This window comes from Salibacter sp., from assembly GCF_031581065.1.
In the GTDB taxonomy this organism is placed as follows: domain Bacteria; phylum Bacteroidota; class Bacteroidia; order Flavobacteriales_G; family Salibacteraceae; genus Salibacter.
Genome location: NZ_JAVLBN010000005.1, coordinates 15,242 through 31,835, shown reverse-complemented (window position 1 = coordinate 31,835; position 16,594 = coordinate 15,242). Strand labels below are relative to the sequence as shown.

Below are 16,594 nucleotides of genomic sequence, written 5' to 3'. Positions count from 1 at the left end.
TGCTTGTGTGTGATCATTTCTTATTTTTACGCCCATTTTTGCGAATCTTTTCATTATGGTAAAAATCAGAAAACAAGAAGCTCTCGATTATCACTCTCAGGGGAAACCCGGGAAAATTGAGGTAATTCCAAGCAAGCCTTACAACTCACAACGCGATTTATCACTCGCATATTCGCCAGGTGTTGCTGAGCCCTGTAAAGAGATACACGAAGATCCTGAGAAAGTGTTTAAATACACTGCTAAAGCAAATTTAGTGGCTGTAATCAGTAACGGCACAGCTGTGCTGGGACTTGGAGATATTGGTCCAGAAGCATCAAAACCTGTTATGGAAGGAAAAGGGTTGCTCTTCAAGATTTTCTCTGACATTGATGTTTTTGATATAGAAGTTGACACGAAAGATGTTGACGAGTTTGTGAAAACGGTCAAAAATATAGCACCAACTTTTGGAGGGATTAATCTCGAAGACATCAAAGCTCCTGAAGCTTTTGATATTGAGCAAAAACTCAAAGAAGAGCTCGATATACCGGTTATGCACGATGACCAGCACGGGACTGCGATTATTTCCGGAGCCGCTCTACTGAATGCACTTGAACTGGCTGAGAAAAAGATTGAGGAAGTTAAAATTGTGGTGAATGGTGCCGGAGCATCGGCAATATCCTGTGCCAAGCTCTACCAGTCGATGGGAGCAAAGCCAGGAAATATAATGATGCTCGATAGTAAAGGTGTTATTCGGTCAGATCGCGATGACTTATCGTCTCATAAGAGATTATTTGCTCGAGATACAAAACTGGAAACGCTCGAAGATGCCATGAAAGGAGCTGATGTGTTCCTCGGCCTATCAACTGGGAATATCGTTTCACAAGACATGGTCAAAAGTATGGCTGATAATCCGGTTGTTTTTGCACTCGCCAATCCTGAGCCTGAAATACCGTACAACAAAGCAATGGCAGCCCGAAAAGATATCATCATGGCTACCGGGCGATCTGATAACCCCAACCAGGTTAATAATGTCCTCGGTTTCCCATTTATCTTTAGAGGAGCTCTCGATGTTCGCGCTAAAGCGATCAATGAAGAAATGAAACTCGCGGCTGTTCACGCTCTGGCAGAGCTTGCAAAAGAAACTGTTCCGGATGAAGTGAACGAAGCTTACAATATGCGCGGACTATCATTTGGGCGGGATTACATTATTCCCAAACCTCTTGATTTTAGATTGATCACATCAGTTGCTCCGGCAGTTGCTGAAGCAGCTATCAAAAGTGGTGTGGCCAGAACTGAAATCAAAGATTGGGATAAGTATCGCGAAGATTTGAGAAGGCGCCTCGGCCTTGATAATAAACTGGTAAGTAGTATAGTTCAGCGAGCTAAGAGCGATCCGCAACGCGTAGTTTTTGCTGAAGCTGATCACTATAAAATACTAAAAGCGGCACAAATCATCAGTGATGAAGGGATTGCTGAGCCGATTCTTCTCGGTAAAAAAGAAAAAATAGAATCAATGGCTGATGAATTCGCCATTGAAATCAGTGACCTTGAGATCATCGATCCTCGTGAAAACGACATGCAGGAGAAACGAGAAGAATTTGCTGATATTTACTACGAAAAGCGCAAGAGAAAAGGAGTTACACTTTATGAGTCGCAAAAGTTGATGCGTGAACGAAACTACTTTGCAGCGGCAATGGTTGAGACGGGAAATGCTGATGCTGCAATTTCGGGTCTGACCAGAAATTACCCGCAAACGATTAGGCCTGCTCTCCAAATGTTAGGCAGGGCACCGGGAGTATCCAAGATTGCCGGAATGTTTGTGCTCATAACAAAAAGAGGGCCGTTGTTCCTTGCCGATACAACTGTGAACTACAATCCAACAGCTAGAGAGCTCGCTGATATTGTCGTGATGGTTCATCACGCAGTAAAAAGGTTGCGTGTGCAGCCCAATATTGCGATGCTCAGTTACAGCAACTTTGGTTCATCAAAAAGCCCTGAGGCAGTGAAAATGGCTGAAGCTGTAGAGATATTACACGATGAACACCCTGAGATTTTAGTGGATGGAGAAATTCAGGCAAACTTTGCATTGGATAATGAATTGTCAAAAGATATTTTCCCTTTTTCACAACTAAAAGATAAAAACGTAAATACGTTGATTTTCCCTACACTTTCAGCAGGGAATATAGCGTATAAATTAATTCAGGACATGGCTGCATCAGATTCGATAGGGCCAATCCTTCTGGGACTCAAAAAACCTTTCCATGTATTGCAAATGGGAAGCTCAGTCCGTGAGATTGTCAATATGGTAACCATAGCCGCAGCTGAGGCACAAACGAGAAAAATGTAATGATTACTCATTTAAACGGAACCCTCATTGAGAAAAACCCATCTTACCTTGTTATAGAATGTAATGGTGTGGGATATATGGTGCATATCTCGCTCCACACTTTTGGTCAGATCCCTGATAGTGGTAAATGCAGGGTGATGACCTACATGCAGGTGAGAGAAGACGAGCACAAACTATTTGGATTTGCTCAAAATGGAGAACGTGAAATTTTTAAGCAACTGATAAGTGTATCGGGAGTGGGAGCTTCTACAGCTCAAACAATGTTGTCTTCTATGGGCCCCGATCAGGTTACAAACGCAATTCTTAATGAAGAAGCCAAAACTCTCCAGTCTATCAAAGGAATAGGTGGAAAAACAGCTCAACGTGTGATTGTTGATTTAAAGGACAAACTGGCCAGGTTAGCAGATGAATTAGAATTTTCTGGTTCAGAACACAATACCACAAAACAAGAGGCGTTATCTGCCTTAACCGCGCTCGGATTTGACCGTAAATCGGCTGAGAAATCGATAGATAAGGTTCTGAAAAACAGTGATGAACTAAGCGTTGAGGAGTTAGTGAAGCAAGCTCTTAAGAGTTTGTAATCGAAAAGCACATTGGGGTTTGTTGGAGAGAATTTCTAGTGAAAATAGAATAAGGCTATTCGTGTTTTTTCTCATTAGCCTAATTGCTGCGTTGACGGATGTCGTCATAGCAGATGATATTCCTATGCCTCAGGTTCAGCCCGCTGATAGTAATGATAACGATACGGTTCCCAATCTTAAGTATCCTATAAAAGATCAAAGTAATACTCCATTTAATCAGGATTATACCCCAATGGATCTCGATGATCCCAGTAACATTAAAAAGGAGCTCATCTACGATCCCGAAACAGGGAAGTATTACTACAAACAAAAACTTGGGAACAGTCTTAATTACCGTCCTGAAAACTACATGACCTTTGACGAGTACCGCAACTACAAAGACAAAGAAGCTACGAGTAAGTACTGGTCAGATAAAGTTGCGGCCGAGAATGAATTCAACAAGGAAGGTGGTTTTGAAGTTCCTGACATCAAGGTTGAGAATAAAACATTTGATCGAATTTTTGGGGGGAATACGATTGATATTAGACCATCAGGATCGGCAGAGTTGATCTTTGGTGTCAATGTTTCCAAGACTGAAAACCCGGCCTTACCAGAACGTCAACGAAGAATTTCAACTTTCGATTTTGATCAGCGAATTCAGCTCAACGTAATAGGTAACATAGGCGATAAACTAAAGCTCACAACAAACTACAATACTGAAGCGACTTTTAGCTTTGAGAATCAGGTGAAACTCGACTACACGGCTTACGAAGACGATATCATTCAAAAAATCGAAGCCGGTAATATTTCAATGCCTTTGAATAGTACGCTTATCCAGGGATCTCAGAGTTTATTTGGATTTAAGACACAACTCAAATTTGGCCGACTGACTGTTACCCCTTTCTTCTCACAACAGCGCGGTAAAAAGAAGAATATTACAGTTGAAGGAGGGGCGCAGGTGACAGAATTTGAAATCAAAGCTGATAATTATGAAGACAACAAGCACTTCTTTGTCAGTCACTTTTTTCGCGACAACTACGAAGACGCCACAAGTAGCCCGCCTTATGTAACGTCAAAAGCAAATATTACCAAAATTGAAGTTTGGGTTACGAACACGAACAACAGAGTTCAAAACGTCCGTAATATTCTCGCATTCCAGGATTTGGGTGAATCTAATCGCAACAGGCTTTACGATGGATCAGGTAATGTTCAAATACTTTCACAAACAGGAGTTGATGATAACAGAGCAAACTCCCTTTATGAAAATGTAAAAGACGTTCCGCAGGTTCGTCAATTTCTCAATGCCAACCAATATCTCGATGGGCAGGGGTATGAAGCTCGTGTCGATTACCATAAAGTAGGATTAGCCCGCAAACTCGATCAGTCAGAATTCACTTATCACCCACAGCTCGGTTATATCTCAGTCAATCAAAAACTGCAACCCAATCAGGTTTTAGCTGTCGCATTTCAGTACTCTTATCAAGGGCGAACCTATCAGGTTGGTGAGTTCTCAACTGATGTAAATGGAGATCAGCCGCTCATGCTCAAAATGCTGAAGAGTACTGAACTCAGAACCGATGTGCCGATGTGGGATCTGATGATGAAAAACGTTTACTCACTCAGCGCATACCAGGTTCAGAGCAATGAATTTAAGCTCAATGTGTGGTACCTCGATCGCGATAGAGGAGTTGAAACGAACTTCATCGATGACGGGCCTGCTGATGTAAACGGAAGGCCTTTGATACAAGTACTCGGGCTCGATAAATTGGATGTCAACAAAAAACCAAACCCCGATGGTGTTTTCGATTTCCTCACTTTTCAGAACCAGTATGTGCCAACGATAAACCCCGATAATGGTCGTATTTACTTTCCAACTCTTGAGCCGTTTGGTCAAACAATTAGAGAGAAAATGGGAACGAAAGAACTGGGAGACCTGTACGCATTTGACTCTTTGTACACGGTGCCAAGGGAGATTGCAAAAGTTTCTTTTCCTGATAAAAACCGCTTTACGATTAAAGGAGAATTCCAGAGTTCATCGAGTAATGAAATTGCGCTGAATGCTCTTAACGTGCCTGAAGGATCTGTAAAAGTGACTGCCGGGGGACGCGAGCTGGTAGAAAACCAGGACTATACAGTTGATTACACACTTGGGCGAGTGAAAATACTGAATGAAGGACTTTTAGAAAGTGGAACACCAATTAATATTTCTTTGGAGAGTAATGCCTCTTTTAATGTGCAAACACAAACTTTGTTCGGGTCGCGATTTGATTATAAAGTGAGTGAAGACCTCATGTTTGGTGGTACAATCATGAACCTAACTGAGCGCCCTGTAACAAGGAAAACGAATGTTTACGAAGAGCCGATGTCGAACACGGTTTATGGCCTCGATGGTACATACAGGACAGATGCTCCATTTCTCACAAAATTTGTCGATAATATCCCATTCCTCGATACCAAGGAAAAATCCTCAATTCAGGTTAGTGGTGAATTTGCTCAGTTAATTCCAGGCCACAACAAGGCAATTGGAGATGAAGGGAGTTCTTATATCGATGACTTTGAGGGTAGTCAAACCACTATTGATTTGCGTTCGCGAACGATGTGGTCACTGGCCAGTGTTCCACAGGGACAGCCTGATCTTTTCCCCGAAGCTGAGTTGACCAACAACCTAGCAACTAACTTCAACCGCGCCTTACTGGCCTGGTATACGATTGACCCATTATTCTGGCGAAATGACGCACGAACCCCTGATCACATTGCCGATGATGAGGATATGCAATCAAACCACTTCATGAGACAGGTTCCGCTCGATGAGGTTTTCCCTAACAGACAAGCTGCAAACGCACAGTTCAACAATATTCCAACATTTGACCTGGCCTTTTACCCGAGCGAAAAAGGTCCTTACAACTACGATGTTGATGGAACCGATAGAAATGGTAATCAATATGGTTTTGGAGTAGAACAAGGAGCTAACGGAGGAGTGAGACTGAAAAGACCAGAGCGTAGATGGGCAGGAATACAAAGGCCAATTATCCAGCAGGACTTCAACAGTGCCAATGTCGAATACATTCAGTTTTGGGTAATGGACCCATTCAACGAAGATTACGAATACGGATCTGACAATGGTAAGCTTTACATCAACCTGGGAACGATCTCTGAAGACATTCAAAAAGATGGTCAAATCATCTACGAAAACCTTATTGATACTGAAGACAGGCCGGCTAATCGGGTTCTGACCGAGCAGTACACATCAGCTTACGGCCGTTTTACACCGGGTCAGCGTTACGTGAATGGATTCGACAATAACCCCGATGCTCGAAACAACCAGGACATCGGCCTCGATGGTTTGCGCAATGATGAAGAACAGGTGTTTTTTGAAAGTTACATCAACGAACTCACCACACTCATCCCGGGAGCTAATGTGAGTGACCCCTCAAGTGATGACTTCCTTTACTACCAGGGTGATGAGCTGGATAATCAACAAGCCAATATTCTAGAGCGCTACAAGTACTTCAATAATCACGATGGAAATTCCCCAATAGCAGGTCAGTCAGGAGATGCTGCAATCGGTTCAACTCGCCCTGATGCTGAGGATATCAACGATGACAACAACCTCGATGATATTGAAAATTACTGGCAGTATTCAGTTGACATTTCACCGCAGGAAGTAAACCCTAACAATGTGGGCGATAATTACATTACCGATATGCTGGAAACAACGGTTACCACAACTAATGGTCAGAGCCGTAACATCCGTTGGTACCAGTTTCGCATACCGTTAGATGAAGGAACACCAATCGGGAATATCAAAGACTTTCGATCAATCCGCTTTATGCGGATGTTCATGAGAGGGTTTAGCAATCCGGTTGTGATGCGTTTTGCCAGGCTGGAGCTCGTTCGTGGAGAATGGAGACGTTTTGATGGAAGTTTGCAGGAGCCGGGAGATTACCTCGTGGAAGATGAAAATACAGAGTTTGTTGTGCAAGCCGTAAACTTTGAGGAAAACAGTGAAAGAACACCGGTCAATTATGTGATTCCGCCAGATATTGAGCGTGAAATAAACATCGGAACTACCAACCAGCAGCAATTGAATGAGCAATCGCTCGAAGTAGCCGTTTGCGATTTGAAAGACGGTGAGGCAAGGGCTGCTTACCGTCAAATGGACCTCGATCTTTTGTCTTACGGAAAAATAAAAATGTTTGTCCACGGTGAGTCTCGTGATCAGGCAAACCCAATTGAAAATGATGAGGTAACCGTTTTCATGCGTTTGGGAACTGACTTTGAAAATAACTATTACGAGTATGAAATTCCATTGAAAATTACGCCACCCGGAGTTTACAATTCAGATGATGACGCAGCAAAAAGAAGAGTTTGGCCAGAAGCGAACAACTTTGAAGTAGATTTTGATGCTTTGAAACGGGCTAAAACGAACAGGAACCGTACTTCAAATAGTAATCCAAACTCTGTCAACAACCAATCGCGCTTTGAATACAATGATGGTAAAGCCACAATTTACGTGAAAGGGAATCCCAACCTTGCCACGGTTAAAACCATTATGATCGGTATTCGGAACCCTAAAGCTCAGCCGGGATCTGAAGATGACGGAATGCCAAAGTGTGCAACAGTTTGGTTCAATGAGTTGAGGTTGAGTGAATTTAACGACCAGGCAGGATGGGCCGCAATTGGTAGAATGAATGCTCAACTTGCAGATTTTGCGACAGTTGCTGTTTCAGGGCAAATGAGTACACCGGGCTGGGGAACAATTGAGCAAAAAGTTAGTGAGAGACAGCGCGAAACAATTCAGCAGTTCGATGTATCTTCAAACATGTCACTCGGTAAATTCTTTGGTAAAAAATCAGGAATCAAAATTCCGGCTTATGTCGGTTATCAGGAATATGTCAGCAGACCTCAATTTGCGCCTCTCGCTCCAGATATTGAATTTGATGATTACGTCAACGAATCTTATCCCGATGGAGATAAACAGGATTCGGTAAGGAGAGTTCAGGAAACAAGGCGTATTAGGCGTAGTGTTAACCTAACAAATGTAAGGAAAGAGAAAACAAACCCTCAAAAGAAATCGCGATTCTATGACATATCCAATTTCTCAGCAACGCTTTCTTATTCTGAAGACTTTGAACGAGATTTCAATACCGAATACGACAGGACGAAACGATACAGGGGAGGTATAACCTATAACCATTCCTTTGATCCTGAAAACATTAAGCCATTTAACAAGATTAACTTCTTGCGGAAAAGTAAATACTTGCGACTGATAAGGGACTTTAATTTCTATTTACTCCCCAAGCAAGTTTCATTCTCAACTAATTTTGACAGGAGATACAACGAGCGCAAGGTTAGAAACAACCAGCCTGATATCACCGCTGATATGCCTCCATTTTACAACAAATCGTTCAACTGGAATCGCAACTATTCCATGCGCTGGGATCTGACCAGATCACTGAAGCTCGATTTTCAGGCGAATAACCAGGCTTTGATCGAAGAACCCAGAGGTGCAGTGAATAAAGATGTTTATGCTGAACAATATGATCAATGGAAAGACTCGGTTTGGACAGCAATCAAAGACTTTGGAACCAATACGCGATACAACCATCAAATAGGGTTAAATTACAGTCTTCCGCTAAGCAAAATACCGGCATTGGACTGGATTAATAGTAGCGCTCGTTATAACGCAACGTACAATTGGGATAGAGCACCATTTGCAGCCGATTCTTTAGGGAATACTATTCAGAACACACGTCAGGTTTCAATCAATGCCTCGTTCAACTTCCTCTCGCTTTACAACAAGGTGAAATTCCTGCGAGAAATCAATAGGAAAGCACAACTTGCACAGCGCGAAAAACAACGCGATCAAAGAGGAAGGGGGAGAAGGCAAACACAAAACGATACAACAGATAAAAAAGACGACAATAAACTCTCAATATTAGAGCACGCTGTTAAGTCATTGATGATGTTTAAAAACGCATCAGCATCTTATTCACGAAACCAGGGTGTAATGTTGCCAGGGTATAGCCCCGAACACAGAATACTGGGAATGAACCCTAATTTCTCAGCACCGGGAGCCGGATTTATTGTAGGACAACAAGACAATTTTGGTGATGATGGATTGAATTTTCTCGATCACGCTCAACAAAAGGGCTGGCTTGTCCAGGAGGATGCGTTTAATCAAATGTATAGTGAGACCTACTCTGAACGATTCAACTATAGACTCACAATGGAGCCCGTCAAGGATCTTAGGGTAGAACTTACAGGTAACTATGATGAGTCCAGGAACTTCTCTACCTACAACCGTTGGTATGATACATTGATTTACGAAGATGGAACTGAAGCCTATGACTTATTCAATCGCGAGTCACCCATCACAACAGGTAATTTTAGCAGAACATTTTTCTCTTTCCCAACATCGTTTATTCAGGATAATGACCAATATGTAAATGAAGCTTTTCAAAACTTCTCTGATTTCAGAACCGATGTCTCAAGGCGTTTGTCTGCCGAAAACCCATACACGAGTCCTGATACCGAATTTGAAGGAGATAGTGTTCAAACATCTCAGGAATTTTACCAGGGTTATGGCCCCACACACCCTGAGGTTCTCATACCGGCATTCATGGCAGCTTACTCAGGAAAAGAAGCAAAAGATGTCAACCTCAATCCATTTAGTAAAACACCAATGCCCAACTGGCGATTAACCTATACAGGACTGAGTAAACTTAAAGCGCTCAAAAAATGGTTTAAGTCAGTAACATTGAGCCATGCTTATCAATCGACATTCAGTATAGCCAGTTACCGAACAAATATCCTCTATGAAGATCCTGAAGGAGTAGGGTTTACCTCTGTTAGAGATCCGGTGAATGGAGTGAATATTGTCCCTCAAAACGAATACAGAACCGTGACAATTCAGGAATCTTTTAGTCCACTCATCAATATCGATATGAGTTGGAAAAACAGCTTGATCACAAGATTTGAAGTGCGTTTTGATAGAAGCTTGTCATTGAGCATTGCCAATGCTCAAATTACAGAAACACGCGGGCAAGAGTACACTGTAGGGCTAGGGTACACATTTGACCAAATCAAAATTCCGTTCACGTTGCCATCGAAACAGGATAAGATTAAAAGTGACCTCAGGACACGTGCAGATTTCTCAATCAGGAACAATTATACAATCCTCCGCAAACTTGAAACAGATGTTAGACCAAACGAGCCCACCGGAGGCCAGCGAATCATGTCAATCAAGCTCACAGCAGATTATTCGCTGAGTAAAAACCTCAATATTCGTCTATTCTTCGATAGAGTTGTCAATACACCGGTTATTTCACTTGCTTATCCAACAGCCAATACCAACGCGGGTTTGAGCATTCGTTTTACCATTACCGGCTAATAAAGTTTGAGAAAAGCAGGAAATGAATTTATTTTGGCGCAAAATCAAGTTATATGAATTTCCCTGAAGAATTAAAGTACACAAAAGATCACGAGTGGATCAAAGTTGATGGTGACGTGGCAATTGTAGGTATTACTGATTATGCACAAAGCGAATTAGGTGATATTGTTTACGTTGAAGTTGAAACCGAAGGCGAAGAACTCGATAGAGAAGAAGTCTTTGGAACTATAGAAGCTGTAAAAACAGTTTCTGATCTGTTCATGCCTGTTTCCGGTGAGGTTGTAGAATTTAATGAATCACTTGAAGACGATCCCGAAACTGTAAATAACGATCCCTACAATGACGGCTGGATCATCAAAATCAAAATGAGTAACTCAAGTGAACTCGATGATCTTATCTCAGCAAGTGATTATAAAGAAGAAGTAAACGCGTAATGCTCCACAAGCTTGAGGTGTATAAGTACGCCTTTTTAACTGCATTATTCATAGCTGTTTTGAGTATGTTCCCGGGCGGGCAAACTCCTAAAGTCAGTATTGAAGGACTCGATAAAATTATCCACTTTATCATGTACTTCGTGCTTATGTGGTTTTTAATTCAGGCAAACATCAAGCAAGTAATTATTCCAAAACTCAAGGGTAGAGCAATTTTGATCAGTACTATAGTTACTGTACTTTACGGAGTTGTAATAGAAATCATACAGGGCACAGTACTTGTTGGTAGAAGTTTCGAATGGTTTGATATCCTGGCAAATGTGACAGGAACAATTTCAGGGATTGGCGCTTTTTTAGCCGTTTTTGGAAAACCTGAATATTATATAATTAGGCGCTGTAAGAGCAATATTGAGCAATAAAGCGAAATATGTTTTCGTTTTTGATAACATGGAATTGATAAACATGAGCGGTATTTCACGTTTGTTTAAAACAGAAATATTAATTTAGCCGCTCAAGAATAAAGGACTACTATGGAAAAAAAGAAAAATCCGGAAGTCGATATCAATAAAAAGCGAAACCTATTCTTTTTTGTGGGTTTTGTTTTTGCGCTCGGCATGGTACTCGTTGCCTTTGAGTGGAAAATATTTGAGCAGACTAAAACTGAATTAGGTCAACTCAATATTCAAAATGAGGAAGAAGAAATGATTCCTATTACTCAGCGTAAACCGCCACCACCGCCACCACCACCAAAGCAACAAGTCATTGAAATTGTAGATGACGATGAAGAGATTGAAGAAGAGCTGGAAATCGAATCAACTGAAATTGATGAAGACGCAATGGTTGAGTTCGAGGAGATGCCTGAAGAAGAGGTGGTAGAAGAACCTGAAATTTTCCAGGTAGTTGAGGATCCACCAGAATTCCCGGGTGGAGAAGAGGAGCTTTTCAAATACCTCGGTAAATCAATTCAATACCCGCCAATGGCAAAAGATGCCGGTGTATCAGGTGTTGTTTATGTGACTTTCGTAGTAAACGAAGATGGATCGATCAGCGATGTTGAAGTACTTCGCGGTATTGGAGCCGGCTGTGATAAAGAAGCCATTAGAGTTGTTGAAAATATGCCCAAATGGAAACCGGGTAAACAACGTGGAAAATCAGTTAAAGTACAATTTAACTTGCCAATCCGCTTTACACTTAGATAGATTCGACTTAGTTCATATATTCAAGGCTACTCAACGTTGAGTAGCCTTTTTTATTGTCGTAATATTCCTGGAAGGTAGGCGTTTATAAAGAAAACGCTATGCTAAAATCAAGAAATTCTTTCAGGAAACTAAACAGGAAAAGACCATTCTTTTTTCTAATTGGTCTTATCGTTGCCACCTCTGTTTCTCTCGTAGCTTTTGAATACAGGGTAGAGGAATTCATACCCATTGATCTGGGAGGCGTTGAAGAAACCGATATTGAAGATGTGATGATACCAATCACATATAAAACCGAAGAAGTACCGGAAATTAAAAAAACAAACAAAACAAAGCCGGAACCAAAACCACAACCTGTTAAAAAGAGTCCACGGTCAGAGCCGGATCCGACCAGAGAGGTCCCCGAAATTAAATTGCCTGATCCCGGCACTTTTGATTTGCCAGAAAAAACAGAGAAAGAGGGTCCGTTTGTGCAGGTTGAACAAATGCCTGTATTTGGTGATTGTAAAGCCGGACTCAGTGAAGCTTCAAAAAAAGCCTGCACGGATAAAAATATTTTCAAATTTTTGAGTGAGAACATAACAGTACCTGAAGTAATCAAAGATATTGGTGCCAGTAGTACAGTTTACGTAAGTTTTGTAGTAAATGAAAATGGAAGTGTTAGCGATGTTAAGGTTCTCAATAAAGAGCGGGTTCACCCCTCATTAGTTAAAGAGGCTGTTAGTACGATAGAATCAATGGATAACTGGAAAGCTGGTTTTCAGGGTGGAAAAGCAGTGAAGGTTCTCTACAGAATTCCAATTAAATTTACAGTGCGCTAAATAAGAATCATTCTTACATTTGAGGCATGGAAAGCGATAGTGTAAGAAAAGCAGTTGAAATAGCTAAAGACATTAAAGAATCGCCAGTGTCGCTCAATACAGAGCAACTGGCTTTTTTATTTTCAGCAATTGATCTCACAACTTTAAATAACCACGACAACGATGAATCGGTGAAGGCATTTTGTGAAAAGGTCAACGATTTTGATGCGCCAAAGTACAACCTTCCCTATTTAGCTGCTGTTTGTGTTTTTCCAAACTTTATTGCTACAGCCAAAAAAACACTTGTCAACTCTGCTATTCAGCTCGCTTGCGTAACCGGGAACTTTCCAACCGGTCAAACATTTCCTTTAATGAAAGTCATAGAAACACAAAAAGCGGTTGAAGATGGCGCTTCTGAAATTGATATGGTGATCAACCGCGGTTACACGGTCAATAATGAATTCAGTTTAATTGAAAAGGAAGTAAGCGAAGTGAAATCGGCATGTGATGGTGCACGACTTAAAGTGATTTTGGAAACGAGCGATTTCTCAGATGATATGAAGCTTTACAGTGCTTCAATGGCAGCACTCAAGGGCGGAGCTGATTTTCTCAAAACATCTACAGGAAAAACCAATGAAGGAGCAACACTTCACAAAGGAGCGATTTTGTGCGCTGCTATAAAAGATCATGCAACAAAGTGGGGGATGCAAACCGGAGTGAAATTCTCGGGCGGAATTCGCACTTCTGAAGATGCCCAGCGATACGTAAGGCTGGTTCACGAAATTCTTGGTAAAGACTGGATTACTCCCACGTTTTTCAGAATTGGAGCCAGCAGCCTGGCGGGCAAGGTTCTGACCGATATGGATAAAAATATTTCGCATTCATTTTAATGAGCTTTAAACACATAGTCATATCGTCTGTTTTTTTGTTGGGGTCTTTGAGTGTGAAAGCTCAATCTTACATTCTCAATCAGAACCACACTTTCAATAAACAGTGGCAAAGTGTGTTGTATTTTGAACCTAATTATACGCACTTTGGCAGCTCACTTCCATCGATGGATTTTGAATCGAAGAAGCGAGTTGACAGTATTAAACTGGCGCGTGCGGGAGTGAAGGAACGCAAAACATGGTTTGGACGAAAACTGCTTGTTGAGCCTTTTGTTAAAGTTGATACAGGTGATTTCTATATGGAAATTAATCCGGCAGTAAACGGGAAGTTTGGCAGGGACTTAAACGATAAAACAGACGAAACGCTTTACACCAATACGCGCGGTGTTTTTCTTCAGGGCCACCTGACTGATAAGGTCAGTTTTTACTCATCATTCTACGAGAATCAATCTTTCTTTCCGCAGTACATGGACAGCGTGATTCGCAGTTATTCAGTAGTCCCTGGAGAAGGTCGCTATAAAGGCTTTAAGGATGGCGGATTTGATTATGCTATGGCGAGCGGAGTGGTGCAGTTTAAACCTACAAAGTGGCTGGGAGCTGCAATTGGTCACGACAGGTTAAACTACAGGCACGGATATCGTTCTTTGTTCCTTTCAGATCATTTGATGAACTACCCGTTTATGAAACTCAAAACCACATTGTTGGGAGGTGTTGTGAATTATGAAACTGTGGTTACGTGGTTTCAGGAGTCGAGAAGAACACCAGATGTGGGTCCGGCTGAGGATGTCTTGATTCGCAAAAACGGAAACTTCCACTACTTGAGTTTTAAGCCCTCACAGCATTTTGAATTGGGTGTTTTTGAAGGGAGTATCTTCAAAACCTGGGATGACTTAACAGGAAAGCAAGTTTTCAATTATGGAATCGTGAATCCCTTACCCTTTTACAATTACACGATGGCGGAGGACTCTCCGGATATTTATGGCATTATTGGAGCGCAATTCTCAACTTATTTTCTACAAAGTACACAGGTTTATGGTCAGATCGCGACTGATGAAAATGGTGGATCAGGTTTTCAGTTAGGAGCCAGCTATAATTATGAAGGGTTGTTTACGCTGGGGCTTGAATACAACAAAACGAAAGAACTTTATAGGGCTTCAAATGGCAATGATGGTTTGCCTGAAGAGTACCGCTATGCCGATTATCAACATTTTAATCAGCCATTAGGTAATGCCTGGGGAGGAGACACTGAAGAACTCATCGCCAGATTACAGTTTCAGTACAAGAGGTTTTTGATCCGCACTCAAATAAATTACTCAACTGATAATGATAATGAGAAAAGAATTTTGAGAGGTAATGTTGGGTATATTTTGAACCCCAGTTACAATGCTCACTTCTACGTTGGCGGACTAATGCATTCACAATACAATACCGAGTGGCTGAGTTTTGGTTTTAAAACTGCATTGCGGAGTAATTATTTAGATTTTTGATGAAGAGGTTTTTACTGATCATATCGCTTTTGGTTTCCATCGGGCTCAATGCTCAAAATGAGCAGGCTTTTGAGTACAAGTGGAAAACTATGCAGGAGACAGATTCGATGGGATCTGACCGCCACACGTTTGCGAATTATCACTCTTTTACTCGAGGTGTTTCAGGATCTGACCGTGAAAAAAATAACATTTCCATTCTTCCGGTTCTCGAATTAGGAGGCGATACGAATACTGCTTTTTTAGGTGCCGGAGTGCAATTTCACGGGAGAGTAAAAGATAAATTTGGATATTCGGTTACCGGGCTTTTCAATTATTACAAAACGTGGGAAGATCACGGTTTTAAAGCTTTTAGCGATTTGGGAGTTGTGCCCGGTGTGGGCAGATTGCACAAAAATACAGATGACGAGTACTGGTCATTTTACGGTCAGGGAAAGCTGACTTACAGGCCAATAGAGTACATTGATTTAGAGTTAGGGCGTGGAAAACACCATTTTGGCGAAGGTTACCGCTCTTTGTTTCAAAGTGATTACGCTTCTCCGGCAGAGTATTTCAAAATCACATCCACATTTTGGCGCATTCAATACACCAATCTGTGGCAGCGATTGCAACACGTAAACTTTGTAGATGTTGAAGAAGGTGAATGGCGCGCTGAAGATAAATGGACCACAACACACATCTTCGATTTCAAGGCCAGTAAACGAATTTCATTTCAGCTTTTTGAGACTGTAATTTGGCAAAATGGAGAAGGAGAAGTGCATCGCGGGTTTGATCCAAATTATCTCAATCCAATGATTTTTTATCGTCCGGTTGAGTTTTCTATTGGCTCTCCTGATAATGTGATGATAGGAGCCGGGATGAGCTATTTTGCATCCAGGGAAATCAAGCTGTACGGACAACTTCTACTCGATGAGTTTTTGCTCAAAGAAATTAGAGCGCGAGAAGGTTGGTGGGGGAATAAATATGCCGGCCAAATTGGGATAAAAAGTTACAATTCACTCGGGATTGACGGACTTCTTCTATTAGGAGAATTCAATGCTGTGAGGCCGTTTACATACGCGCACGGAGCAGCAGTTCAAAGTTACGGAAACCTGAATCAACCACTCGCACATCCCTTTGGTGCAAATTTTTATGAAGTGTTGGCACTTGCCGCTTATCGAGAAGAAAGATTCTTTTTCCAAAGTAAATTCAGCTGGAAAAAACAAGGCTTGAGCACGAGTGAAAATGTTGGAGAGGATATTTTCACGAGCTATTTCATCAATCGACAGCGCGATAGAGGTTTTGAAATAGGAGAGGGAGAATCCTATTCTTATGCAATTGCCGAGATGAGAGCCCAGTATTTGCTATCGCCCGATATGAACCTATGGCTACAGGCTCTCGTAAATGTTAAGATAGCGTTGAGTAATCATTCTGATGATGCCATGTTTAAAGTTGGAATAAAGTCAGCAATATTTAATCGCTATTACGATACTCAACTGAGATAAATTTTGCCCGCTTAAATGCGCGGCTTATTTTTG

The 16,594-nt window shown here is 41.6% G+C and carries 10 protein-coding genes; all 10 read left to right on the top strand.

Going from position 1 to position 16,594, the window contains the following annotated elements; genetic code table 11:
* Positions 1-55: 55 nt before the first annotated feature.
* The 10 genes from RI557_RS02390 (at position 56) to RI557_RS02345 (ending at position 16,561) form a co-directional block, all read left to right on the top strand.
* Complete coding sequence (locus RI557_RS02390) at positions 56-2,326, top strand: NADP-dependent malic enzyme (protein ID WP_310667392.1); 2,271 nt, start codon at positions 56-58, stop codon at positions 2,324-2,326.
* Positions 2,326-2,907, top strand: coding sequence for a Holliday junction branch migration protein RuvA (gene ruvA, locus RI557_RS02385; protein WP_310667391.1), 582 nt, complete (start codon positions 2,326-2,328; stop codon positions 2,905-2,907). The genes RI557_RS02390 and ruvA overlap by 1 nt, the downstream gene beginning before the upstream one ends.
* A gap of 22 nt (positions 2,908-2,929) precedes the next feature.
* Positions 2,930-10,279 (top strand): cell surface protein SprA, encoded by a 7,350-nt coding sequence (gene sprA / locus RI557_RS02380; protein ID WP_310681836.1) that lies wholly within the window; start codon positions 2,930-2,932, stop codon positions 10,277-10,279.
* 53 nt (positions 10,280-10,332) lie between these two features.
* Positions 10,333-10,713: a glycine cleavage system protein GcvH gene (gene gcvH / locus RI557_RS02375; RefSeq protein ID WP_310667389.1), complete on the top strand. Its 381-nt coding sequence runs from the start codon at positions 10,333-10,335 to the stop codon at positions 10,711-10,713.
* A complete protein-coding gene (locus RI557_RS02370; RefSeq protein WP_310667388.1) occupies positions 10,713-11,129 on the top strand; it encodes a VanZ family protein in 417 nt (138 codons plus the stop codon). Before gcvH ends, RI557_RS02370 begins: the two co-directional genes overlap by 1 nt.
* 111 nt (positions 11,130-11,240) lie before the next feature.
* Positions 11,241-11,909 carry an energy transducer TonB gene (locus RI557_RS02365; RefSeq protein ID WP_310667387.1) on the top strand — a complete coding sequence of 223 codons (669 nt, stop codon included), beginning with the start codon at positions 11,241-11,243 and terminating at the stop codon, positions 11,907-11,909.
* A gap of 98 nt (positions 11,910-12,007) precedes the next feature.
* Positions 12,008-12,727 (top strand): TonB family protein, encoded by a 720-nt coding sequence (locus RI557_RS02360; protein WP_310667386.1) that lies wholly within the window; start codon positions 12,008-12,010, stop codon positions 12,725-12,727.
* A 26-nt stretch (positions 12,728-12,753) separates the two neighbouring features.
* The gene (gene deoC, locus RI557_RS02355; protein ID WP_310681830.1) at positions 12,754-13,596 is read left to right on the top strand and encodes a deoxyribose-phosphate aldolase; all 843 of its coding nucleotides are present in this window, start codon (positions 12,754-12,756) and stop codon (positions 13,594-13,596) included.
* Entirely contained in the window at positions 13,596-15,080 is a 1,485-nt protein-coding gene (locus tag RI557_RS02350; protein WP_310681827.1) for a hypothetical protein, read from the top strand. Before deoC ends, RI557_RS02350 begins: the two co-directional genes overlap by 1 nt.
* Complete coding sequence (locus RI557_RS02345) at positions 15,080-16,561, top strand: hypothetical protein (RefSeq protein WP_310667383.1); 1,482 nt, start codon at positions 15,080-15,082, stop codon at positions 16,559-16,561. Before RI557_RS02350 ends, RI557_RS02345 begins: the two co-directional genes overlap by 1 nt.
* Positions 16,562-16,594 lie beyond the last annotated feature (33 nt).